The 22,531-nt window shown below is 31.6% G+C and carries 21 protein-coding genes; 14 read left to right on the plus strand and 7 right to left on the minus strand.

The window, feature by feature from the left end:
- The first annotated feature begins 184 nt into the window (after positions 1 to 184).
- Positions 185 to 2,629, plus strand: coding sequence for an endopeptidase La (gene lon, locus AX016_RS09990; protein WP_100895469.1), 2,445 nt, complete (start codon positions 185 to 187; stop codon positions 2,627 to 2,629).
- 55 nt (positions 2,630 to 2,684) lie between these two features.
- Positions 2,685 to 3,377, plus strand: coding sequence for a (d)CMP kinase (gene cmk, locus AX016_RS09995; protein WP_100895470.1), 693 nt, complete (start codon positions 2,685 to 2,687; stop codon positions 3,375 to 3,377).
- A gap of 57 nt (positions 3,378 to 3,434) precedes the next feature.
- Here the strand turns inward: cmk and AX016_RS10000 are convergent, their stop codons facing one another.
- On the minus strand, positions 3,435 to 3,815 hold the full coding sequence (locus AX016_RS10000; RefSeq protein WP_100895471.1) for a LysM peptidoglycan-binding domain-containing protein: 381 nt from the start codon (positions 3,813 to 3,815) through the stop codon (positions 3,435 to 3,437).
- 272 nt (positions 3,816 to 4,087) lie between these two features.
- On the opposite strand from AX016_RS10000, the gene rpsA reads away from it, so the two are divergent.
- From rpsA to mtaB, 8 genes are all read left to right on the plus strand, one after another.
- Positions 4,088 to 5,920, plus strand: coding sequence for a 30S ribosomal protein S1 (gene rpsA, locus AX016_RS10005; protein ID WP_100896843.1), 1,833 nt, complete (start codon positions 4,088 to 4,090; stop codon positions 5,918 to 5,920).
- 209 nt (positions 5,921 to 6,129) lie between these two features.
- Positions 6,130 to 6,669, plus strand: coding sequence for a bifunctional pyr operon transcriptional regulator/uracil phosphoribosyltransferase PyrR (gene pyrR, locus AX016_RS10010; RefSeq protein WP_100895472.1), 540 nt, complete (start codon positions 6,130 to 6,132; stop codon positions 6,667 to 6,669).
- Between the two features lie 10 nt (positions 6,670 to 6,679).
- Positions 6,680 to 7,606: an aspartate carbamoyltransferase catalytic subunit gene (locus tag AX016_RS10015; protein ID WP_100896844.1), complete on the plus strand. Its 927-nt coding sequence runs from the start codon at positions 6,680 to 6,682 to the stop codon at positions 7,604 to 7,606.
- Between the two features lie 6 nt (positions 7,607 to 7,612).
- A complete protein-coding gene (locus AX016_RS10020) occupies positions 7,613 to 7,945 on the plus strand; it encodes a ribonuclease Z (protein ID WP_100895473.1) in 333 nt (110 codons plus the stop codon).
- Positions 7,946 to 8,024: 79 nt separating this feature from the next.
- Positions 8,025 to 8,930, plus strand: a complete 906-nt coding sequence (locus AX016_RS10025) for a ribonuclease Z (protein ID WP_100895474.1) — start codon at positions 8,025 to 8,027, stop codon at positions 8,928 to 8,930.
- A gap of 137 nt (positions 8,931 to 9,067) precedes the next feature.
- On the plus strand, positions 9,068 to 9,991 hold the full coding sequence (locus AX016_RS10030; RefSeq protein ID WP_100895475.1) for a DMT family transporter: 924 nt from the start codon (positions 9,068 to 9,070) through the stop codon (positions 9,989 to 9,991).
- 87 nt (positions 9,992 to 10,078) lie between these two features.
- Positions 10,079 to 10,726 carry a pyridoxamine 5'-phosphate oxidase gene (pdxH, locus tag AX016_RS10035; protein ID WP_100895476.1) on the plus strand — a complete coding sequence of 216 codons (648 nt, stop codon included), beginning with the start codon at positions 10,079 to 10,081 and terminating at the stop codon, positions 10,724 to 10,726.
- Between the two features lie 58 nt (positions 10,727 to 10,784).
- The gene (gene mtaB, locus AX016_RS10040) at positions 10,785 to 12,113 is read left to right on the plus strand and encodes a tRNA (N(6)-L-threonylcarbamoyladenosine(37)-C(2))-methylthiotransferase MtaB (protein ID WP_100895477.1); all 1,329 of its coding nucleotides are present in this window, start codon (positions 10,785 to 10,787) and stop codon (positions 12,111 to 12,113) included.
- A 53-nt stretch (positions 12,114 to 12,166) separates the two neighbouring features.
- On the opposite strand, the gene AX016_RS10045 is transcribed toward mtaB, so the two are convergent.
- The gene (locus AX016_RS10045; RefSeq protein WP_100895478.1) at positions 12,167 to 12,463 is read right to left on the minus strand and encodes an N-acetyltransferase; all 297 of its coding nucleotides are present in this window, start codon (positions 12,461 to 12,463) and stop codon (positions 12,167 to 12,169) included.
- Positions 12,464 to 12,643: 180 nt separating this feature from the next.
- Here AX016_RS10045 and AX016_RS10050 point away from each other — a divergent pair, with 180 nt between their 5' ends.
- Together AX016_RS10050 and AX016_RS10055 are read left to right on the plus strand one after the other, a co-directional pair.
- Positions 12,644 to 13,294, plus strand: coding sequence for an alpha/beta hydrolase (locus AX016_RS10050; RefSeq protein WP_100895479.1), 651 nt, complete (start codon positions 12,644 to 12,646; stop codon positions 13,292 to 13,294).
- A gap of 55 nt (positions 13,295 to 13,349) precedes the next feature.
- Positions 13,350 to 14,291, plus strand: coding sequence for a lytic transglycosylase domain-containing protein (locus AX016_RS10055; RefSeq protein ID WP_100895480.1), 942 nt, complete (start codon positions 13,350 to 13,352; stop codon positions 14,289 to 14,291).
- Positions 14,292 to 14,371: 80 nt separating this feature from the next.
- Here AX016_RS10055 and AX016_RS10060 read toward each other — a convergent pair whose 3' ends face one another.
- A complete protein-coding gene (locus AX016_RS10060) occupies positions 14,372 to 14,887 on the minus strand; it encodes a hypothetical protein (RefSeq protein ID WP_100895481.1) in 516 nt (171 codons plus the stop codon).
- Between the two features lie 3 nt (positions 14,888 to 14,890).
- Positions 14,891 to 15,781: a DUF6263 family protein gene (locus AX016_RS10065; RefSeq protein ID WP_100895482.1), complete on the minus strand. Its 891-nt coding sequence runs from the start codon at positions 15,779 to 15,781 to the stop codon at positions 14,891 to 14,893.
- A gap of 166 nt (positions 15,782 to 15,947) precedes the next feature.
- Here AX016_RS10065 and rpmH point away from each other — a divergent pair, with 166 nt between their 5' ends.
- Both rpmH and carB read left to right on the plus strand, forming a co-directional pair.
- On the plus strand, positions 15,948 to 16,109 hold the full coding sequence (gene rpmH, locus AX016_RS10070; protein ID WP_013619748.1) for a 50S ribosomal protein L34: 162 nt from the start codon (positions 15,948 to 15,950) through the stop codon (positions 16,107 to 16,109).
- 121 nt (positions 16,110 to 16,230) lie between these two features.
- Complete coding sequence (gene carB / locus AX016_RS10075) at positions 16,231 to 19,083, plus strand: carbamoyl-phosphate synthase large subunit (protein WP_100895483.1); 2,853 nt, start codon at positions 16,231 to 16,233, stop codon at positions 19,081 to 19,083.
- 144 nt (positions 19,084 to 19,227) lie between these two features.
- Here the strand turns inward: carB and AX016_RS10080 are convergent, their stop codons facing one another.
- The 3 genes from AX016_RS10080 to AX016_RS10090 all read right to left on the minus strand — a co-directional run bounded on the left by AX016_RS10080 (position 19,228) and on the right by AX016_RS10090 (position 22,488).
- On the minus strand, positions 19,228 to 19,857 hold the full coding sequence (locus tag AX016_RS10080) for a DUF1266 domain-containing protein (RefSeq protein ID WP_100895484.1): 630 nt from the start codon (positions 19,855 to 19,857) through the stop codon (positions 19,228 to 19,230).
- Between the two features lie 203 nt (positions 19,858 to 20,060).
- The gene (locus tag AX016_RS10085) at positions 20,061 to 20,795 is read right to left on the minus strand and encodes a LytR/AlgR family response regulator transcription factor (protein WP_100895485.1); all 735 of its coding nucleotides are present in this window, start codon (positions 20,793 to 20,795) and stop codon (positions 20,061 to 20,063) included.
- Positions 20,788 to 22,488 carry a tetratricopeptide repeat-containing sensor histidine kinase gene (locus tag AX016_RS10090; protein WP_100895486.1) on the minus strand — a complete coding sequence of 567 codons (1,701 nt, stop codon included), beginning with the start codon at positions 22,486 to 22,488 and terminating at the stop codon, positions 20,788 to 20,790. The genes AX016_RS10085 and AX016_RS10090 overlap by 8 nt, the downstream gene beginning before the upstream one ends.
- Positions 22,489 to 22,531 lie beyond the last annotated feature (43 nt).

A 22,531-nucleotide genomic window follows, 5' to 3' on the forward strand; every position in this document is an offset into this window, starting at 1 on the left:
GATTTAATTGTTACAATTTTTTTTCAATCTGCTTGGTATTGGCATAAGAATTGACTTTATATAAAGGATTAAAGTACGGTACAAGCTACGTTATATAGGCTTTTACTTAGTATTGATAAAAATAAATAAAATTTAATAATAGATTTCTGTTTTTATTTTATGACAGAATGACTGAAATATAACTATGCGAGATTCAGAATTTGACAATTTGGCGCTGCAAGGTATTAATGAGGAGGCGGAGCTTATACCATTATTAACACCTGAAGACGAGGAGGAAATGAGTAAAGAGCAATTGCCAGAAACATTACCAATATTACCATTGCGTAATACGGTATTATTCCCAGGAGTTGTTGTGCCTATTACTGCAGGTAGAGATGCGTCTATACATTTAATAAAAGATGCTAATAACGGATCTAAAGTTATTGGTGTTGTTGCACAAAAAGATGAAGAAACCGAAAACCCAGGTGTAGATGATATACACACCTTAGGTACTGTTGCTAGAATATTACGTGTTTTAAAAATGCCAGATGGTAACACAACGGTAATAATACAAGGGAAAAAAAGGTTTGAGGTAGCAGAAGTGTTAACCGAGAAGCCTTATATGACCGCTACAGTACGCGAAACAAAAGAGGTTAGAGGAGAAGAAGAAACGCCAGAATTTAAAGCTATTATAGAGTCTATTAAAGAGATGGCTTTAAAGGTAATATCAGAAAGTCCAAATATTCCTAGTGAGGCTTCATTTGCTATTAAAAACATAGAAAGTAACTCTTTTTTAATAAACTTTGTATCATCTAACTTAAGGTTACCTGTAAAAGACAAACAAGAACTGTTAGAGATAGAGAACTTAAAAGAAAGAGCATTAGCTACTTTAAAGTTTATGAATGTTGAAATGCAAAAACTGCAATTGAAAAACGATATTCAGTCTAAGGTACGTACAGATATGGACCGCCAGCAAAGAGAATACTTTTTGCACCAACAAATGAGAACCATACAAGAAGAATTGGGTGGTGGTGCTACGGCAGAAGATGAGTTGGCAGAATTAAGAGAAAGAGCTAAAAATAAAAAGTTTACTAAAAAGGAAAGAGAGTATTTTAATAAGGAAATTAGTAAAATGCAACGTATGAATCCGCAAGTAGCGGAATATGCCATACAGCGTAATTACTTAGACTTTTTTGTTGATTTACCTTGGGGAGATTACTCTACAGATAAGTTTGACTTAAAAGAGGCTCAAAGAATATTAGATAGAGATCATTACGGGTTAGAAGATGTAAAAAAGAGAATTATAGAGTATTTAGCAGTTTTAAAGCTAAGAAATGATATGAAATCTCCTATTTTATGTTTGTACGGACCTCCAGGTACAGGTAAAACATCTTTAGGTAAATCTATAGCAGAAGCCTTAGGTAGAAGTTATGTTAGAATGTCTTTAGGTGGCTTACGAGATGAGTCTGAAATTAGAGGACACCGTAAAACATATATTGGCGCTATGCCAGGTAGAGTTCTAAAAAACATTAAAAAGGCAGAGCACTCTAATCCTGTTTTTGTTTTAGATGAAATAGATAAGTTATCTAATAGTCATCAAGGAGATCCTTCTTCTGCAATGTTAGAAGTTTTAGACCCAGAACAAAACAACGAGTTTTATGACAATTTCTTAGAAGTTGGGTACGATTTGTCTAAGGTGATGTTTATAGCAACTGCAAACAACCTTGGTGCAATACAGCCAGCGCTTAGAGATCGTATGGAAATTATAAACGTGTCTGGTTATACTATTGAAGAAAAAGTAGAAATAGCAAAAAGACACTTGTTGCCTAAGCAATTAAAAGAGCACGGTTTAAAAACCAAAGACTTAAAAATAGGCAAGGCGCAATTAGAGAAAATAGTAGAAGGTTATACAAGAGAGTCTGGTGTACGTTCTTTAGATAAGCAAATAGCTAAAATGGTACGTTTTGCCGCAAAATCTATAGCAACAGAAGAAGAATACGAGGTTAAAGTAACCAACGAGATTGTAGAAAAAGTTCTTGGCCCAGCAAGGTTAGAAAGAGATAAGTACGAGAATAACGATGTTGCAGGTGTTGTAACTGGCTTAGCTTGGACAAGTGTTGGTGGAGATATTTTATTTATAGAGTCTATTTTATCTAAAGGTAAAGGCGCTATGAATATTACAGGTAACCTAGGAAAGGTCATGAAAGAGTCTGCAACTATAGCTTTAGAGTACATAAAATCTAATTCAGATTATTTTGGAATTAAAGACGATATTTTTGACAAGTATAATGTGCACATACACGTGCCAGAAGGTGCTACGCCAAAAGATGGTCCTAGTGCAGGGGTAACAATGTTAACTTCTTTAGTTTCTTTATTTACACAACGCAAGGTTAAAAAGAGCCTAGCAATGACAGGTGAAATTACATTACGTGGTAAAGTATTGCCTGTAGGTGGTATTAAAGAGAAAATTTTGGCTGCCAAAAGAGCAAGAATTAAAGAAATAATTTTGTGTGAAGACAACCGCAAAGATATTTTAGAAATTAAAGAAGATTATCTAAAAGGACTTACTTTTCATTATGTAACAGATATGAGTCAGGTTATAGATATTGCTGTAACAGACCAAAAAGTAAAAAACGCAAAGAAAATCTAGCATACCAAAGGCTATTTAATTAAATTTAGATAGCCTTTATTTTAAGCATATTAATATGAAGAAAATTACAATTGCTATAGATGGGTATTCATCAACCGGAAAAAGTACCATAGCAAAACAATTAGCTAAAGCACTGAGTTATGTGTATGTAGATACAGGAGCAATGTATAGAGCAGTAACGCTTTATGCAGTAAAAAAAGGTTTTGTATCAGAAACAAGTGATGATTTTGCTGCATTAATAGCAGATTTGCCTAACATCAATTTAAAATTTGTGCATAATGAAGATTTAGGATTTTCAGAAATGTATTTAAATGATGAAAACGTAGAAAAAGAAATTAGAACTCTTGCGGTTTCTAAATTGGTAAGTAAAGTTGCTTCTGTAAAAGAAGTGCGTGTAAAGCTTGTGGAAATGCAACAAGCAATGGGTAAGGAAAAGGGTATTGTTATGGATGGCAGAGATATAGGTTCTGTTGTTTTTCCTGATGCAGAGTTTAAAGTTTTTATGACAGCCTCACCAGAGACAAGAGCACACAGGCGTTACAAAGAATTAATAGATAGGGGAGATGACGTAACTTATGATGATGTTCTTAAAAATGTACGTAGCAGAGATCATATAGACTCTACCCGTAAAGAATCTCCGCTTATATTATCTAAAGACGCAATAGAGTTTGATAATAGCGATATGGGATTAGCAGAACAGTTTGAGCGTATGCACAATTACGCATTACGAGTAATAGAAAAACAATAAGCATAAAAAAACGGCAATCTAAATTTAGATTGCCGTTTTCTTTTAAACCGCTGTATTTTATAAATTTGGTATTACCAAAACTTGGTCAGGGTGTATAACATCTGGATTTTTAAGAAGACCAGTATTGGCTTCAAAAATCTGCTTGTATTTCATTGGGTCACCGTAGTAATGTTTTGCAATTTTACTTAAAGACTCTCCACCTTGTACAGTATGTCTGTGGTATACAGACTCATCTGCTACAGTAATGTTAGCTTTAACATCTGCAGGACTATCACCACCAACTTCTTTAATTTTATCCCAAATTAAGTTTTTTTCGTACTGTGTTGCAGCTTGTCCTTTTATTTTTAAAACGCCACCTTCTTCAGTAACATCTCCGTCTTTAATGGCTAATTTTTCACCTAGGTCTAAAACAGACTGGTATTTCGCTTTTACGCTCATAATGTTTATTATTTATAGTTAATTACTAAAGCCTAATATAGTAAATATTAGATCAATTGTAAAGTAAAAAATCTAAAAAAGCATATAGATTTTGTAAATGCCTGAAAATTAGTTGAAAACAGTACTTGTTTTAATAAGTAATAAGTTGTATTTTTGCACCCCTTTTTAACGGTAGTGTAAGAGGAAAAGGGAGTAAACAAAACTTATATAACATCTTTTGCAGTGGAAGTATAACTCTTATAACATTGCAAAATACAAATTTTAATCAGCAAATGGCTGAAGAGAAAAACAACGCCCAAGTAGAGGAATCTACACCGGCAACAGAAGTAAAAGCAGTTACACCTAAGCAAGATCCAAAAGAATTTTTGGCTGAATTTGATTGGGATAAGTACGAAGAAGGAATTGAGCGTGTAGACGATTCTAAATTAGAAGAGTTTGAGGCAATGGTTGCTGAAAACTTCGTAGATACTGCAGATGAAGAAGTAGTTACAGGTAAAGTTGTTCATTTAACTGAGCGTGAAGCTATTATTGATATTAACGCTAAGTCTGAAGGTGTTATATCTTTAAACGAATTCCGTTACAATCCAGATCTTAAAGTTGGTGACAACGTTGAGGTTTTAATTGATATTCGTGAAGACAAAAGTGGACAATTAGTATTATCTCACAGAAAAGCTAGAACAATTAAGGCTTGGGATAGAGTTAATAACGCTTGTGAGAAAGAAGAAATCGTTAATGGTTTTGTTAAGTGCAGAACTAAAGGTGGTATGATCGTAGATGTATTTGGAATTGAAGCATTCTTGCCAGGTTCTCAAATAGACGTGAAGCCAATTAGAGATTACGATCAGTATGTTGGTAAAAACATGGAATTCAAGGTTGTTAAGATTAACCAAGAATTTAAGAACGTAGTTGTTTCTCATAAAGCTTTAATTGAAGCTGATATTGAAGAGCAGAAGAAAGAAATTATAGGTCAATTAGAAAAAGGACAAGTATTAGAAGGTGTTGTTAAAAACATTACTTCTTACGGTGTGTTTATTGATCTTGGTGGTGTAGATGGTTTAATCCATATTACAGATCTTTCTTGGTCTAGAATTAACCACCCTAATGAGGTTGTTGAGTTAGATCAGAAAATGAACGTTGTAATTTTAGATTTTGATGATAACAAATCTAGAATCCAATTAGGTCTTAAGCAGTTAGAGAAGCACCCATGGGAAGCGCTTAGCGAAGAAATGAAAGTTGGTGACAAAGTTAAAGGTAAAGTAGTTGTTATAGCAGATTACGGTGCATTTATTGAAGTTGCTGAAGGTGTTGAAGGTTTAGTACACGTTTCTGAAATGTCTTGGTCTACGCACTTGCGTTCAGCTCAGGATTTTGTAAAAGTTGGTGATGAGATAGAAGCTCAAATCTTAACTTTAGATCGTGATGACCGTAAAATGTCTCTTGGTATTAAGCAATTAACTCCAGATCCATGGACTGATATTGTATCTAAATACCCAGTAAACTCTAGACATAAAGGTATAGTACGTAACTTTACTAACTTTGGTGTGTTTGTAGAAATGGAAGAAGGTATAGATGGTTTAATCTATATTTCTGATCTTTCTTGGACTAAGAAAATTAAGCACCCATCTGAGTTTGTAACTGTTGGTGAAACTTTAGAAGTAGAGGTATTAGAATTAGATGTTGATGCACGTAAACTTAGTTTAGGTCATAAACAAACTACCGAAAACCCTTGGGACAAATATGAGACTGAATTTGCTTTAGACTCTGTTCACAAAGGAACTATTGATGAGATAGTAGACAAAGGAGCAATTGTTAACTTTAACGAAGACATTGCAGCATTTGTACCAACTCGTCACTTAGAAAAAGAAGACGGTAAGAAAATTGCTAAAGGTGAAGAAGCAGACTTTAAAATCATTGAATTCAACAAAGAATTTAAGAGAGTTGTTGCTAGTCATACTGCAATCTTCAGAGAAGAAGAGCAACGTAATGTAAAAGCAGCTGTTAAAAGACAATCTGCTGCAGCTGATGAAGCTAAGCCAACTTTAGGTGATGCTAACGAAGCTTTACAAGCGTTAAAAGATAAAATGGATGCAGCTAACAAAAAGTAAGCTCACATTTTAATAAATTTAAAAGCCTAAACGAAAGTTTAGGCTTTTTTTATGCTTAATTTTTTAAGTTAAATTGTTGATATTGGCTAACGTAACCAACATCAGCCTAAAAAAATAATAGTAAAGTAAAAATAAAGAGGTTACTTTCTTTAACTAGTTTACGTATAAATTGCTATTTTTGTGTAACAAAAGCGTTGGTATCCTAACCTATGAGTAAAAAAGTACTACTTTCCTCTAAAGAAATCCAAATCATATTACATAGATTGGCTTGTCAGTTATTAGAAAATCATACAGATTTTAAAGACACAGTCTTAATAGGGTTACAACCACGTGGTATATATTTAGCAAAAAGACTATCAAATCTTTTAACACAAGAGTATGGTGTTAAAAAAATAGATCTAGGATCTTTAGATATTACATTTTACAGGGATGATTTTAGAAGAGGAGATAAAACCCTAGAAGCAAGTAAAACCCATATTAACTTTTTAGTAGAAGATAAAAAAGTGGTTTTTATTGATGATGTACTTTATACAGGACGTAGCATTAGATCTGCTTTAACAGCAATACAATCTTTTGGTAGACCTGCAGAAATAGAATTACTAACCTTAATAGATCGTAGATTTAGTAGACACTTGCCAATACAACCTAATTATAGAGGTAGACAAGTAGATGCTATTAACGAGGAAAAGGTACAAGTACTTTGGCAAGAGAATGACGGGCAAGACATTGTCTATTTAATAAATGAATAAAACAACGAAAATGAGCGAATTGAGTGTTAATCACTTATTAGGAATAAAATATCTTAACAAAAACGATATTAATCTCATTTTTGAAACCGCAGACCATTTTAAAGAAGTAATAAATAGGTCTATAAAAAAAGTCCCTTCTTTAAGAGATATTACTATCGCAAACATTTTTTTTGAAAATAGTACCAGAACAAAACTTTCTTTTGAGCTAGCAGAAAAAAGATTGTCGGCAGATGTAATTAACTTTTCGGCATCACAATCATCTGTAAAAAAAGGAGAAACGTTAATAGATACTGTAAATAACATATTATCTATGAAAGTAGATATGGTTGTTATGAGGCATCCAAACCCTGGTGCAGGTGTGTTTTTATCTAAGCACGTAAAAGCTGCAATAATTAATGCTGGTGATGGTGCGCATGAGCACCCAACACAGGCATTGTTAGACTCTTACTCTATACGAGAAAAGTTAGGAGATGTAGGAGGTAAAAATGTTGTTATAGTAGGTGATATTCTTCATTCTAGAGTGGCTTTGTCTAATATATTAGCACTTAAATTACAAGGGGCAAATGTAAAAGTATGCGGTCCAAAAACATTAATTCCAAAACACATAGAGTCTTTAGGTGTTACGGTAGAAACAGATTTGCGTAAAGCGTTAAATTGGTGTGACGTAGCTAATATGTTACGTGTACAAAATGAGCGTATGGATATTAGTTATTTTCCAACTACCAGAGAGTACACTCAGCAATTTGGAGTAAACAAAGCTTTGTTAGAAAGTTTAGATAAAGAAATAGTAATAATGCACCCAGGACCAATAAACCGTGGCGTAGAAATTACTAGTGATGTTGCAGACTCTAATCAATCTATAATCTTAGATCAGGTAGAAAATGGTGTAGCTGTACGTATGGCTGTTATTTATTTGCTTGCATCTAAAATAAAATAATTTACTATGGTTTTTGATAAAGATGGTACAACTACAATTGTAGACCAAGAGAATATCTCTTTGGCTAAATTTTTAGAAAATTTAAACAATGCTTACGAGAAAATAAAGAACGATAATATTATTGTAAACCTTTTCTCTTTTTCAGCTTTAACAAGTTCAGATGTGTTAGAGTTTTTAGATTTATCTAACCAGCACAGAGGAGCTAATAAATCTTTTGTTTTGGTTACTAATAAGGTTTCTTATGATGACGTGCCAGAAGAAATATCTGTTGTTCCTACCATACAAGAAGCTAGGGATATTATAGAAATGGAAGAAATTGAACGTGATTTAGGCATCTAATTTTAAATTAAATAATACTTTTTTTAGCAAATAAGCAATGTTTGTTTGTTATAAATACTAACAAACAATAACTACTATTTTGCAATTAACTGTACTAGGTTGCCACGCAGCCACACCACGCTCACTGGCTAACCCTACATCTCAGACATTAGATATAAGAGGACATCTTTTTTTAATAGATTGTGGTGAGAGTACACAAGTACAACTAAGAAAAAGTAAGCTTAAGTTTTCTAGAATTAAGCATATTTTTATTTCTCATTTACACGGAGATCATTTTTTTGGACTTCCGGGTTTGGTATCTACCTTTAGGTTGTTAGGTAGAGAAAAAGAGTTACATATTTACGGACCAAAAGGGATTAAAGAAGCAATTACAATGTTGCTAAAACTTGGGGATTCTTGGACAAATTATCCGCTGTATTTTCACGAGTTAACTAGCAAAGAATCTACCGTTGTTTTTGAAGATGACAAAGTAAAAGTATCTACCATACCATTAAATCACAGAATTTACACAAATGGTTTCCTGTTTCAGGAAAAAGAAGTAGACCGTAAGTTAAATATAGATGCAGTAGCCTCTTATAAAATTGACAAGTGCTATTATCAAAAAATTAAAAACGGGAAAGATATTACTTTGGATGATGGTACTTTGGTTGCTAATGCAGATTTAACTTTTGATCCGCCTAAACCTAAAAGTTATGCCTTTTGTAGTGATACCGTTTTTGAACCTAGTATAATACCAGTTATAAAAGGAGTAGATGTATTGTATCATGAAGCTACTTTTTTAAATTCTGAAGCAGAATTAGCAACAAAAACAAAACACTCTACCGCAAAACAGGCTGCAACAATAGCTAAGCAAGCTAACGCAGGCGCTCTAGTTTTAGGTCATTATTCTACACGTTACAAAACTACCGAATTGTTTAAGCAAGAGGCAGAAGAAGTATTTACTCCAGTGCTATTAGGAGAAGATGGTAAATCGTTCGATTTTTAAAGGTATACACTGTTATCAATTTTTTAAGTTTTATCTTTGCCGGCTTTTTAAAGGCTAAATAGGCTTAATTTGTAGTGTAAAATTATTACAAAACTACATCACAAATGTCTTAGCTTTTAAAAATATAATTTATAGATATGGAGAAGTTAAAAGGAGCGCTATTTGTTTTAATTGGGGCAGCTAGTTATGGTGTGTTGGCAACATTTGTAAAGAAAGCAAATTTAGAAGGATTTAGTACCAGCGGATTAAATACATTGCAATATTTAATAGGTTTTATAGGGGTGGCTTTATTGGCATTACTTAATAAAAAAAATCGCACGGTTGCAAAAACTAAAGAAAATAAAAACGGAAAACTTAAGTTAGTACTTTTTGGTACAGCAGCAGGTTTAACAAGTTATTTTTATTATTTAAGTCTTAATTATATTCCTGTTTCTGTGGCTATTATTTTTCTTATGCAAGCCATTTGGATGGGGGTTGTTTTAGAAATGATTTTAAGTAAAAAAGTAGACAAACTTAAACTGTTTGGGAGTTTATTAGTAATTATAGGAACTTTATTTGCTGTTAATGTTTTTAATGAAAGCAAAGCTATAGATCCAACAGGTTTTATTTTGGGAGTTATGGCAAGTATGTGTTATACTGCTACTTTGTATGCATCTAACACAGTTGCTGTTAGTTTACCTAATATGGTTAGGAGTAAGTATTTAGTTTTAGGTGGTTTGCTAATAGTATTACTTATTTGGAATACAGACTTACTTACGGAGTTTGACTATGCCAGCTTAAGTTTTTGGCAATATGGACTGTTTTTAGGCTTTTTTGGTGCAGTTTTGCCTCCAATAGCCTTTAATAAAGGATTTCCTATTACAGGTATTGGTCTGGGTAGTATTTTAACATCATTAGAAATTCCGGTTTCAATATTAACTGCAAGTATAATTTTGGGCGAAGAAATTAAGGGTATACAATGGATTGGTGTTTTAATTATTATAGTCTCTGTCGCAGTTATTAATTATAAGAGTATTGTTAACGATATTAAAAACAGTAAAAACCAGCCAACTTCTGCTTAAATAATTAGTAAATTTGTAGTTGTAAAATTACAGTTGTTTTATGTTTTAGAACGATGTTATTTACGTTGTAAAAATAGAGATTACACTATGAAAAAGGATTTAGGGAACTACAGAAAATCATACCAAAAAAGTGAACTTTTAGAAGGCGGAGTATCTGACAACCCAATAGAATTATTTCAAAAATGGTTTTATGAAGTAGAAGCTACAGATGGCGTGGAGGAACCTAATGCTATGACAATTTCTACAATTGGTTTAGATGGTTTTCCTAAAAGTAGGGTAGTATTACTTAAAAAATATACACATGAAGGTTTTATTTTTTACACAAATTACAATAGTGAAAAAGGTAAAGCAATAGCAAACAACCCTAATATGTGTGTGTCTTTCTTTTGGCCAAATTTAGAAAGACAGGTTATTATTAAAGGAAAGGCAGAAAAAATAGCAGAGAATTTATCTGATGGTTATTTTGAATCTAGGCCAGATGGTAGTAAACTAGGTGCAATAGTGTCTGACCAAAGTACGGTGATACCTTCTAGAGAGTTTTTAGAAGATAAATTAAAATCTTTAGAGGAAGAGTATGAAGATAAAGAAATAGAAAGACCAAAGCATTGGGGCGGATATATTGTTAAGCCTGTATCTATAGAGTTTTGGCAAGGGAGACCAAATAGGTTACATGATAGAATTAGATATGAGTTGCAAGAAGATTACAATTGGAAGATTGAAAGGCTTGCACCGTAAAGGTCTAGAAGTAATTTGTATATTTGCACCCCAATAAAAATGCTGTAATTAATTAAAAATGAAGAAGAAAGTAGCTTTTTACACACTAGGTTGTAAACTTAACTTTTCAGAAACTTCTACCATTGCTCGTAGCTTTGTAGATGAAGGTTTTGATAGAGTAGATTTTGCAGAAGCTGCAGATATGTATGTGATTAATACGTGCTCTGTAACCGAAAATGCAGATAAAAGATTTAAATCTATAGTAAAACAAGCTCAAAAGAAAAATCCAGATGCATTTGTAGCAGCAGTTGGTTGTTATGCACAGTTAAAGCCAGAAGAACTAGCAGCGGTAGATGGTGTAGATTTGGTTTTAGGTGCTACAGAGAAATTTAAAATTACAGACTATATAAACGATTTATCTAAAAACGATTTTGGAGAAGTACACTCTTGCGAAATTGAAGAAGCAGATTTTTATGTTGGTAGTTATGCAATAGGAGATAGAACACGTGCTTTTTTAAAGGTACAAGATGGTTGCGATTATAAATGTACCTATTGTACAATTCCGCTTGCTAGAGGAATTTCTAGGAGTGATACTTTAGAAAATGTTTTAAAGAATGCAGCAGAGATATCTGAAAAAAATATAAAAGAAATTGTACTTACTGGTGTAAATATTGGTGATTATGGTAAAGGTGAATTTGGAAACAAAAAACACCAACATACATTTTTAGAGTTGGTAAAAGCTTTAGATACTGTAGACGGTATTCATAGGCTTAGAATATCTTCAATAGAGCCAAATTTATTAAAAAATGAGACCATAGATTTTGTGTCTAAAAGTAATTCTTTTGTACCTCATTTTCATATTCCTTTACAGAGTGGTAGTGATGCTATTTTAAAATTAATGAGACGTAGGTATTTAACTAATTTATACATAGATCGTGTAGCTAAAATTAGAGAAGTTATGCCACACGCCTGTATTGGTGTAGATGTTATTGTTGGTTTTCCGGGTGAGACAGAAGAACACTTTTTAGAAACGTATCATTTTTTAAATGAATTAGATATTTCTTATTTACACGTTTTTACTTATTCTGAAAGAGATAACACGGTAGCTGCAGAAATGGAAAATGCAGTACCTAAAAATGTAAGAGCTAAGCGTAGTAAAATGTTACGTGGCTTGTCTGTTAAAAAGCGTAGAGCATTTTATGAAAGTCAACTTGGATCTACAAGAACAGTTTTGTTTGAAAGTGAAAATAAAGAAGGTTACATAACTGGTTTTACAGAGAATTATGTAAAAGTTAAGGCACCTTGGAACCCAGAGTTGGTAAACACATTGCATACAATACAACTAACGGAAATTGATGAGGATGGTTTGGTACGATTTGACTTTGTTAAAACCGAAGTTACGGTATAAAAAAAAGGTGCTTTTAAAGTAGAACAACTTTTAAAGCACCTTTTGTGATTTTATTAGATACGTATACCAATAGGTAACATTTCTTTGTAGAGTCTTTTGTTTTTTCTTAAAAAGCTAGCGACATCAGGACTAGTAGGAACAACTCGCATATTCTTTTCTTGTATATCGTTTAAAACAGCCTTAATAAAGCCTTCTTTAAATTCAGTTTCGATAATTTCTTCAGGAATAATAAGTTTTGTTAAAAACACTTTACGTTCTTGTGATGAGTATTCTAATTTGGCCAAATGCCCATTAACTCTAGTTTCATACTGACGTAAAAAACTATTGTCTTTAATTTCTACTGCATTCATATAGTATTTATTTTAAATTGAAGTTAAAATATGCGCTATTGTGTTCTAAAATAACGATATTTAGTATCGTGAAATCATTATATTTTTCAGAGAAAAAAATGATAACAACCTAACAAAGTTACGTTAAAAATACGTAAAAACCTAGTTTTCAATTTACTAAAGAAATAGTTGTATTAATATATGGTTAACGTTTACTTAATGCCAGGTATGGCTGCAAACCCATCGATATTTAAAAACATTAAATTACCAGAAGAAAATTTTAATCAACATTTATTAGAGTGGTTTGTGCCTGCAAAAAATATGACATTAGACGAGTACGCAAAGGAGATGTGTACTAAAATTAAAGAAACTAACGTTGTATTAATAGGTGTATCTTTTGGTGGTATTTTGGTTCAGGAAATGGCCAAACATATTAAAGTTAAGAAAGTTATAATTATATCAAGTGTAAAAACAAAGTATGAGCTTCCTAAACGTATGCGTTTAGCAAAGTATACCAAGGCATATAAGTTATTGCCAACAGGTTTGGTTACTAATATGGAAGTGTTAGCAAAGTATGCATTTGGAGAAACGGTAACCAAACGTTTAGAGTTGTATGAGGAATATTTATCTGTTAACGACAAATATTACATAGATTGGTCTTTAGAACAAATCATAGAGTGGAATCAAGAAAAATATAGTCCAGATTTAGTTCATATACACGGAGATAACGATCCTGTTTTTCCTATAAAACATATAAAAGACTGTATTATAGTACCAAAAGGAACTCATATTATGGTAATAAATAGATTTAAGTGGTTTAATGAGCATTTGCCACAAATAATTTTAGAATAGATAAGGTATTTAATACCTTTGGTAGCAATTGAATTTAAATAGAAATAGATATAGGATGAAAATAGTAAAAAGTATATTGATGTTTTTGGGAGTGGTTTTAGTGGCAGGCTCTTTAATGTTTGCTGTACAGAGTACTTCTGTAATACCACAGTTAAAAGAAGATGTAGATGTTGTGACACCAGAAAATGGATATAAAGTTACTTCTATTGATATTCCTGCAGATTTAAATTTTGCAGGTGAAGCTGTACCATTAACAGATCCAGAAGTTATGGAGCGTATAGACCGTGAGTTTTTAGTAAATACATACTGGCAATCTAATGCTTTGTTGTTAATGAAAAGAGCTAATAAATACTTTCCTATAATAGAACCAATTTTAGCTAAAAACGGAGTTCCGGATGATTTTAAGTACTTAGCGGTTGCAGAAAGCGGATTACAAAATGTAGTGTCGCCTGCAGGTGCAACTGGATTTTGGCAAATTATGAGAGCTACAGGTAAAGAATATGGTTTAGAGGTTAACAGTAATGTAGATGAGCGTTACCACATTCAAAAATCTACAGAGGTTGCTTGTAAGTACTTAAAAAAGTATAAAAATAAATTTGGAAATTGGACTTTGGCAGCTGCTTCTTATAATGCAGGCGCAGGAGCTATTAATAAATATCTAACGCAGCAGAAGGTAGATTCTTATTACGATTTATTATTAGGGCAGGAGACAGGGAGATATTTATTCAGGATTATGGCGATAAAAGAAATTTTATCTGCGCCAGAAAAATATGGTTTTGAAATTTCTGAAGATGAAATGTATAAAGCTGTGCCTAGCTTTACGGTAGATTTAGATGTTCCTGTATCTAATTTTGCTGACTTTGCAAATGAGTACGAGATTAACTATAAGATTTTAAAACGTCACAATCCTTGGTTAAGAGAGCCTCATTTAAATAATAATTCTAGAAAAAAGTATACTATTGAAATTCCTAATAAAGGATATTATAAAGTAGATTAAGTAGTTATTACTATTAATTTAAAAAGCCCATTAAACTAAGTTTAATGGGCTTTTTAAATTAAAAATACTTTTCTATATAATTAGATTTTCTTCATTTGTTGCTTCATCATTTTTATCTGATCTGCAAGCATACCTTGTTTGTCTAATTTTTTAGCTTCGTTTAAAAGCATTGTAGCTTCTCTTTTACGTCTTTTTTGCATTGCAATACCTGCTAAGCTTAATTTAGCCATAGCAACATCATAATCCATTGTTAAACCTAATTTAAGAGCTTTTTTAAAGTATTTTTCAGACTGAGTTAAATTTGTTTGAGAAAAAATAATTCCGTGTAAGTAATTATAGTACCCTTGTTGTTTAACTGTTAAAGCACCTTCAGGATTTTTAATTTTAGTTAACCATTTTTGAGTTCCAGCAAGGTCTTGCTTTCTCATCCTTAAAAAGGCAAGTAAAATAATTTCGTTTCTAAAGTAAAGAAATACAAATACAAGAGAAAGTAAGATAAGGGCAATTCCGTTACCTATGTTACCTTCTATAAATTGATATACTGCGTATGCTATAATTAAGGCTGCTATACCTATTTTAATGTTTTTATTGAACATATTTTATTCTTCTATAGTTTTATAAGTAATTGTTGATGTAATTTTTGTTGGTATTTTTTGATCTCCTAACATTGGTATAGTAGAATTTCCGTTAGTTGTTCCAGTAACTTCCATTGTGTTAATAAAACCAGTTTTTGCATTAGCTATTGCTTTAGTGGTTTGCGTACCAGTTAAATCCATATTAGCATTTGCATCTTTAACTGTCATTATAACATCTGCAGTACAGCTTAAAGTGGTTGTGTTAGCATCTTGTGCATCTAAGGTCCACTTGTTTTTAGTATTTAACTTACCAGAGTATTCATTTTCCCAAGTATCTCCAACGGCAACTTTGTTTGTTGCATTAGGGTAAATGTATGTCATTTGTTTAAAGCTATTGGCTAAACCTTCTGTTCCGTATTCTTTTCCTAAAGATGTTTTTATAGTAGCTAAAGTAGTAGCATCTGTAATACCAGAGGCATCCATCATTTTAGTCACTAATTTGTCTCCGCCATTAACATTTGTAATATTACCGTTACTAGCCAATGTAATTTTTACAGGAACATTTAAAATAGAATTAAACATTGTAGACTGTATGTCTCCTGCTTTAACTTCTTTAGCTTTTACATCCATTAAAACTCCTTGTAGGTTAGATGTCATCTTCATATTAAGGTCTGTAAAAGACATTTCAATATTATAAGCACCATCTTTTTTTTCTAAAACCTTCATCTTATACTCGCCAGTAATATCATTGGTAAGCTCGTGAGACATACCTTGCATTTCTTGAGTAATAACTTGTTTAGCATTTTGTTGCACAATAAAAACATCGCCAACAGAAAGTTTGTATTCTAATTTAGTTTGGGCACTAATACCTGTAAAGTATAGAAAAACCGAGGTAAGAAAGAATAATTTTTTCATTTAAAAATAGTGTTATAAATTTGCAAATGCAAAAGTACTAAAAACAAACTAAAATATTTTATTAATTAGGTTTGCTAATGAAAAAACTCTTTGTATATTTGCGCCCAGCTTTTATAGAGCTAATTTTTTAAGATTATACATTACACTATTATAAAGATATTCTATTATGCCGAAAAGAACGTTTCAACCATCAAAAAGAAAGAGAAAAAATAAACACGGTTTTAGAGAGCGTATGGCTTCTGTAAACGGAAGAAAAGTTTTAGCTAGAAGAAGAGCTAAAGGTAGAAAAAAACTTACTGTTTCTTCTGAATTGAGACATAAAAAATAATGATTATAGATATCATAAAATAATAAGGTGTTACTTTTTTAAAGTAACACCTTTTTTTTGACTATACCGTAGCAAACTACGATTTTTAAAATTACACCCAACACAGTAAAAATTAGTTACAATGCCAAAAAGAGAAGACATTAAATCCATTTTATTAATAGGTTCTGGACCAATAGTAATAGGACAAGCGTGCGAGTTTGATTATTCAGGATCACAAGCATTACGTTCTTTACGTGAAGATGGTATAGAGACAATCTTAATTAATAGCAACCCTGCTACAATTATGACAGATCCAACAATGGCGGATCATGTGTACTTAAAACCATTAACTACAAAATCTATTATCGAAATCTTAAAAAAGCACCCTAACATAGATGCTGTTTTGCCAACAATGGGTGGGCAAACTGCATTAAATTTATGTATAGAGGCCGATGAAAAGGGAATCTGGGAAGATTTTGATGTTGAGATTATTGGTGTAGATATTGACGCTATTAATATCACAGAAGATCGTGAAAAATTTAGAGAGTTAATGTTAAAAATTGGTGTTGGTATGGCACCGCAAGCAACTGCAACTTCTTTTTTAAAGGGTAAAGAAATAGCACAAGAATTTGGTTTTCCATTAGTAATTAGAGCTTCTTACACCTTGGGTGGGGCAGGAGCTTCTATAGTGTATAAGCCAGAAGATTTTGATGAGTTACTTAGTGTAGGGTTAGAAATTTCTCCTATTCATGAAGTAATGATTGATAAGGCCTTATTGGGCTGGAAAGAATATGAGTTAGAGTTATTGCGTGATAAAAATGATAACGTAGTAATTATATGTGCTATAGAAAATATGGATCCTATGGGGATACATACAGGAGACTCTATAACTGTAGCTCCTGCTATGACATTATCTGACAGTACTTACCAAAGAATGCGAGATATGGCTATACATATGATGCGTAGTATTGGTGACTTTGCAGGTGGTTGTAACGTGCAATTTGCTGTTAGTCCAGATGAAAAAGAAGATATTATTGCAATAGAAATTAACCCAAGGGTATCTAGATCTTCGGCATTAGCATCTAAAGCAACTGGGTATCCAATTGCAAAAATAGCTTCTAAATTAGCTATTGGTTACAACTTAGATGAGTTAGATAATCAAATTACAAAATCTACATCTGCTTTATTTGAGCCTACTTTAGATTACGTTATTGTAAAAATACCACGTTGGAACTTTGATAAGTTTGAGGGATCTGACAGAACTTTAGGATTACAGATGAAATCTGTAGGTGAAGTTATGGGTATAGGACGTTCTTTTCAAGAAGCATTGCATAAAGCAACACAATCATTAGAAATTAAACGTAATGGTTTAGGAGCAGATGGTAAAGGATATAAAGATTACGATCAAATTATACAAAAACTAACTGTGCCAAGTTGGGATAGGGTTTTTGTAATATACGATGCAATACAATTGGGTATTCCATTGAGTAGAATTCATGAAATTACTAAAATAGATATGTGGTTCTTACGTCAGTATGAAGAATTACATCACCTAGAAAAAGAAATTTCTAAATATACAGTAGAGAGTTTACCAAGAGAGTTATTGTTAGAAGCTAAACAAAAAGGTTTTGCAGATAGGCAAATAGCGCATATGTTAGACTGTTATGAGAGTGAAGTACATACAAAGCGTTCTGCTCAAGGCATTAACAGAGTATTTAAACTAGTAGATACATGTGCTGCAGAGTTTAAAGCAATGACACCATATTACTATTCTACTTTTGAAGCAGAAATTGAAACACCAGATGGTAAGCGCTATGTACAAAATGATAGTGTTGTTACCGATAAAAAGAAAATTGTTGTACTTGGTTCTGGACCAAACAGAATAGGGCAAGGTATAGAATTTGATTATTGTTGTGTGCACGGTGTTTTAGCAGCTGCAGAGTGTGGTTATGAAACAATTATGATTAACTGTAACCCAGAAACGGTTTCTACCGATTTTGATACTGCAGATAAATTATACTTTGAGCCTGTTTTTTGGGAACACATTTATGATATTATTCAGCATGAGAAACCAGAAGGTGTAATTGTACAGCTAGGTGGACAAACAGCATTGAAGCTAGCTGAAAAATTATCTAAATACGGTATAAAAATATTAGGAACTAGTTTTGAGTCTCTAGATTTAGCTGAAGACAGAGGAAATTTCTCTAAAATGTTATTAGAAAATAATATTCCTTTTCCAAAATATGGTATAGCAGAAACTGCTGATGAGGCATTGACACTAGCAGACGAGTTAGATTTTCCTTTGTTAGTTAGACCATCTTACGTATTAGGAGGTCAGGGAATGAAAATTGTAATTAACAAAGCAGAGTTAGAGGAGCACGTTGTTAACCTATTAAAATCTATACCAGGTAATAAGCTATTATTAGATCATTATTTAGATGGAGCAATAGAAGCAGAAGCAGATGCAATTTGTGATGGCGAAGATGTTTACATAATTGGTATTATGGAGCATATAGAGCCATGTGGTGTGCATTCTGGAGATTCTAATGCTACATTGCCTCCTTTTAACTTAGGGGAGTTTGTAATGCAGCAAATAAAAGATCATACTAAAAAAATTGCTTTAGCACTTAATACGGTTGGTTTAATAAACATACAATTTGCTATTAAAGATGATATGGTTTACATTATAGAAGCTAACCCTAGAGCTTCTAGAACGGTACCTTTTATAGCAAAAGCATACAAAGAGCCTTACGTTAATTATGCTACTAAAGTAATGTTAGGAGATAAAAAAGTAAAAGACTTTAATTTTAACCCTCAGTTAGAAGGTTTTGCAATTAAGCAACCAGTATTCTCTTTTAATAAGTTTCCTAATGTAAATAAAAACTTAGGTCCAGAGATGAAGAGTACAGGAGAAAGTATTTTATTTATAGATAGTTTAAAAGACGATGATTTTTATAACTTATATGCAAGACGTAAAATGTATTTAAGTAAATAAGCAATAGATTTAATTATAAAAAATCCCTATTAGATTTATTCTAATAGGGATTTTTTTTTAGTAATAAATAAACCCCAACAGGGAGAGGAAAAATTCCTCGTCCCAAAGTGGGGGTAGTGTTGCATTTTTAATACTGTATGCTTTTTAATTATTTAAAGGAAGTATTTTGTAGATAGACTTTTCTCCTTTAGTAATTGTTTTAGCTAGTGTTTCAAAAGATTCTTTTTCTGGGTCATCAGCATTCCAGTCTTTACGTCCTTTATCAAAATCTTCATAATAAGTATCCCAATTGTCATATTTAGTTTTGGCAATAGCTAATACATCTGCTAAAATAGCTGTAGATTCTTCTTTTGTTAAAAAGTTTGCAGAGTAGCCCATTGCTACATTGTTAGTAATTCTAGCATAGTCCCAAGACTTGTATGCGTAATCTCTTGTTTTTAAATCTTCTAAAGTTTCTAATAAAGATTCTTTACTAGTTATACCCCAAGCATTTTTTAATACTCTTTTTGCACCAGAGCTATCAGATTTTTCAAAAGGAAATTCAAATATTTCTTTGTAGCCAACAACTAACTCCTCATTTGTAGAGTAACCAGCATTGGTCATCATAGATTCTACATCACTAGATCCACCATATCCGTGAATAAAATAAATACCACCAAGCATAAAACTACTTAGTTTTTCATCTTTTAATTCGGTTTTTGTTCCACAAGAGACAATACTTAATAGTATTACAGTGCACAATGCAAACAATTTAAATTGTTTTGTATTTTTCATAATAAATAGTTGTTTGGTATCTATATTAAAACTTAATTGGATACTTATTTTTATGCTAAAATACAGTCTAAGTTTAGTGTAACTTTCTCTGAATATATATCCGCTCTAAATTAACTTATATTCGTTTAGATTTGAGCCTTTTTGTGTTGCTTTAGTATGTATTTAATGTAAAACGGTATATTATGGTGTTAATCTAATTTTACTTATTGATTAAGTAAGCGTTCTACAAAGTCATTTTTACGACGTGCAGAAACAGGTATTTTTTCTCCAGATTTTAGAAAAATATAACCGTTTTTATCATATTTGTCTATAAAACTTAAATTTACAACATATGATTGATGCGTACGCATAAAGTTTTTTTCAGGAAACTGATTTTCAAATTCCTTTATTGGTTTAGATGCTATATAAGATTTACCATCACTTAAATAAAAGGTAGTGTAACCTTTGTCTGATTTGCAATGTGTTAAATACCTAAACTCAATTACCTGTAGGCCTTCTTGTAAACGCAAAACTAACTTTTCTTTTTTACGTTCTAGCATTTCACTTTTTACAATTTCCAATTGTTCATTAGCTATTTCTACATTACTGTCTATAGCCTTATCAATAGCGGCTTCTAACTCATCTATATCTACAGGTTTTAAAATATAATCTACCGCTCCGTTTTTTAGTGCTTGCAAAGCATACTGTTCATAAGCAGTAATAAAAATAACATTGTAGCTTAAATTTGTAGTTTGCTCTAAAAAATCAAACGCATTACCATCTAATAGATTAATGTCTAAAAAAATAAGATCTGGTTTACAAGCGTTAGCAACAACTACAGCTTCTTTTACAGATTCGCATTCACCTAAAATGGTAACTTCTTTATCTAGAGAGGTTATCATTGCCAATAATCCTTTTCTAATATATAATTCGTCTTCTACAATTAAAGCTTTAAGCATCTTCTTTTTCTATTTTGTAAGGCAAAGTAAGTGTTACTATTGTACCTTGTTCATTAAATTGTGATCTGTCTTCTATGGTTAAGCCTGTTTCAACTCTTAACTCTTTAGACATAATTTTTAAACGTTCTGCAGATATTTGGGTAGATACTGATTTTTTACTCTTCCTTTTATTAGTACTTGTTTTATTTATACCTAAGCCATTATCTATAATAATACAGCTAAGTTTAGAATCTTTAAAGTGAATAAAGATTGATATTTCTGCATTTTCAAAATTATTATTAAATCCGTGTTCAATAGCATTTTCTACAAAAGGCTGCATTAACATTGGAGGTATAGAAATGATAGATGTATCTATATTTTCATCAATCTTTAAAGTATACTTAAAACTATTTTCTCTACTCATATTTTGCAAGTCAATATAGTTCTGTAATGCTTGTAACTCTTCTTTTAAAGACACAAGTTTTTCTCTAGAGTTTTCTAAAATTATACGTAATAGTTTAGAGAATTTAGATAAGTAAATAATGGCTTTTTTATCTTCTTTATTTAATATCATTCCTTGTATAACAGACAAGCTATTAAATATAAAATGCGGAGTCATTTGTGAACGTAACAACCTTTGCTCCGTTTGTATTTGTACGTGTGCATTTATAATGTTACGGTATTTAAAAATAAATAGCACAGCAAACAATACTACAACTAGTATAACAAGTATAAAAGCACCCCAAATTTTTTGTTTTTCGGCTAAAGCTAACCTGTTATCTATAATTTTAACTTGTTTTTTTAAAGTAGTTTCTCTGGTGTTGGCAAATTCTAATTGTTTAGATGATGTTTCTAAGGCTTTTATTTTTTCACTAATTTTTTGCTTAAAAATAGCTTCGTTTAAACTTTCAATTCTAGCTAAATAAGTTACAGCTTTTTCTACATTATTTTGATTTTTATACATTAAAAAGTAGTGAGAATAGATACTTTTTTGGTTGTAAAGTGATGTATTGTCAGATATAGAAGTAACGGCAGAGTCTAAATATACTTCTGCTTCTTTATATTTTTCTTGTTTTAAATATGCAAAACCAATATTAGAATAGTGTACACTACGGTTATTTTTTGATTTTTTTATAGACTTTTTTAAATAAACAATTGCTTCATCCCATTTTTCTAAACCCATTAAAGTTAGAGCATAGTTATTGGTAAATAGTGAAAGCTTCCTATACTTTGGTAGTGTTATGTTGTTATAAATATCATGAGCTTTTTTGTATTGGTTATTATGGTAATACATCATACCCCATTTAAAACACAGTTTTTGAAACTCAATGGAATCTTTTTCTCTAAAAACAGGAGCTACTTTTTCACAATATTCAATTCCTTTTGTAATATCATTTAAGTCAATAAGGTTTTCTGCCATTAAATTAAAAGCTCTAACCAAATTGGTAGTATCTTTTAGTTTCATAGCTTTTTCCGTCATTTTATTAGAAAAAACCAAGCCATTAGAATACTGTCTGGTTCTTCCGTAGGACTTTGTTATATAAAATAACTCATCTAAATTAAGTTCTTTAAACTCACTTTTTTTGGTAAGTGTATCTATAACAGCTTCAAATTCTCTGGCTTCAAAAAGCTTTTTTGGAGATTGTTGAGCTTTTAAACCCGTATATATCAGGGAGCACAACAAAAATGTTATAATAAACTTTAACTTATTCATAAAATGGTAGGCTGTTACTTTTTTCTTTAAGTGATAAAAATAG

The sequence above is a fragment of the Cellulophaga sp. RHA19 genome, from assembly GCF_002813425.1.
In the GTDB taxonomy this organism is placed as follows: domain Bacteria; phylum Bacteroidota; class Bacteroidia; order Flavobacteriales; family Flavobacteriaceae; genus Cellulophaga.

Coding starts and splice junctions, on each gene's coding strand:
- lon (WP_100895469.1), top strand. CDS start 185: ATGCGAGATTCAGAATTTGACAATTTGGCGCTGCAAGGTATTAATGAG.
- cmk (WP_100895470.1), top strand. CDS start 2,685: ATGAAGAAAATTACAATTGCTATAGATGGGTATTCATCAACCGGAAAA.
- AX016_RS10000 (WP_100895471.1), bottom strand. CDS start 3,815: ATGAGCGTAAAAGCGAAATACCAGTCTGTTTTAGACCTAGGTGAAAAA.
- rpsA (WP_100896843.1), top strand. CDS start 4,088: ATGGCTGAAGAGAAAAACAACGCCCAAGTAGAGGAATCTACACCGGCA.
- pyrR (WP_100895472.1), top strand. CDS start 6,130: ATGAGTAAAAAAGTACTACTTTCCTCTAAAGAAATCCAAATCATATTA.
- AX016_RS10015 (WP_100896844.1), top strand. CDS start 6,680: ATGAGCGAATTGAGTGTTAATCACTTATTAGGAATAAAATATCTTAAC.
- AX016_RS10020 (WP_100895473.1), top strand. CDS start 7,613: ATGGTTTTTGATAAAGATGGTACAACTACAATTGTAGACCAAGAGAAT.
- AX016_RS10030 (WP_100895475.1), top strand. CDS start 9,068: ATGGAGAAGTTAAAAGGAGCGCTATTTGTTTTAATTGGGGCAGCTAGT.
- pdxH (WP_100895476.1), top strand. CDS start 10,079: ATGAAAAAGGATTTAGGGAACTACAGAAAATCATACCAAAAAAGTGAA.
- mtaB (WP_100895477.1), top strand. CDS start 10,785: ATGAAGAAGAAAGTAGCTTTTTACACACTAGGTTGTAAACTTAACTTT.
- AX016_RS10045 (WP_100895478.1), bottom strand. CDS start 12,463: ATGAATGCAGTAGAAATTAAAGACAATAGTTTTTTACGTCAGTATGAA.
- AX016_RS10050 (WP_100895479.1), top strand. CDS start 12,644: ATGGTTAACGTTTACTTAATGCCAGGTATGGCTGCAAACCCATCGATA.
- AX016_RS10055 (WP_100895480.1), top strand. CDS start 13,350: ATGAAAATAGTAAAAAGTATATTGATGTTTTTGGGAGTGGTTTTAGTG.
- AX016_RS10060 (WP_100895481.1), bottom strand. CDS start 14,887: ATGTTCAATAAAAACATTAAAATAGGTATAGCAGCCTTAATTATAGCA.
- AX016_RS10065 (WP_100895482.1), bottom strand. CDS start 15,781: ATGAAAAAATTATTCTTTCTTACCTCGGTTTTTCTATACTTTACAGGT.
- rpmH (WP_013619748.1), top strand. CDS start 15,948: ATGCCGAAAAGAACGTTTCAACCATCAAAAAGAAAGAGAAAAAATAAA.
- carB (WP_100895483.1), top strand. CDS start 16,231: ATGCCAAAAAGAGAAGACATTAAATCCATTTTATTAATAGGTTCTGGA.
- AX016_RS10080 (WP_100895484.1), bottom strand. CDS start 19,857: ATGAAAAATACAAAACAATTTAAATTGTTTGCATTGTGCACTGTAATA.
- AX016_RS10085 (WP_100895485.1), bottom strand. CDS start 20,795: ATGCTTAAAGCTTTAATTGTAGAAGACGAATTATATATTAGAAAAGGA.
- AX016_RS10090 (WP_100895486.1), bottom strand. CDS start 22,488: ATGAATAAGTTAAAGTTTATTATAACATTTTTGTTGTGCTCCCTGATA.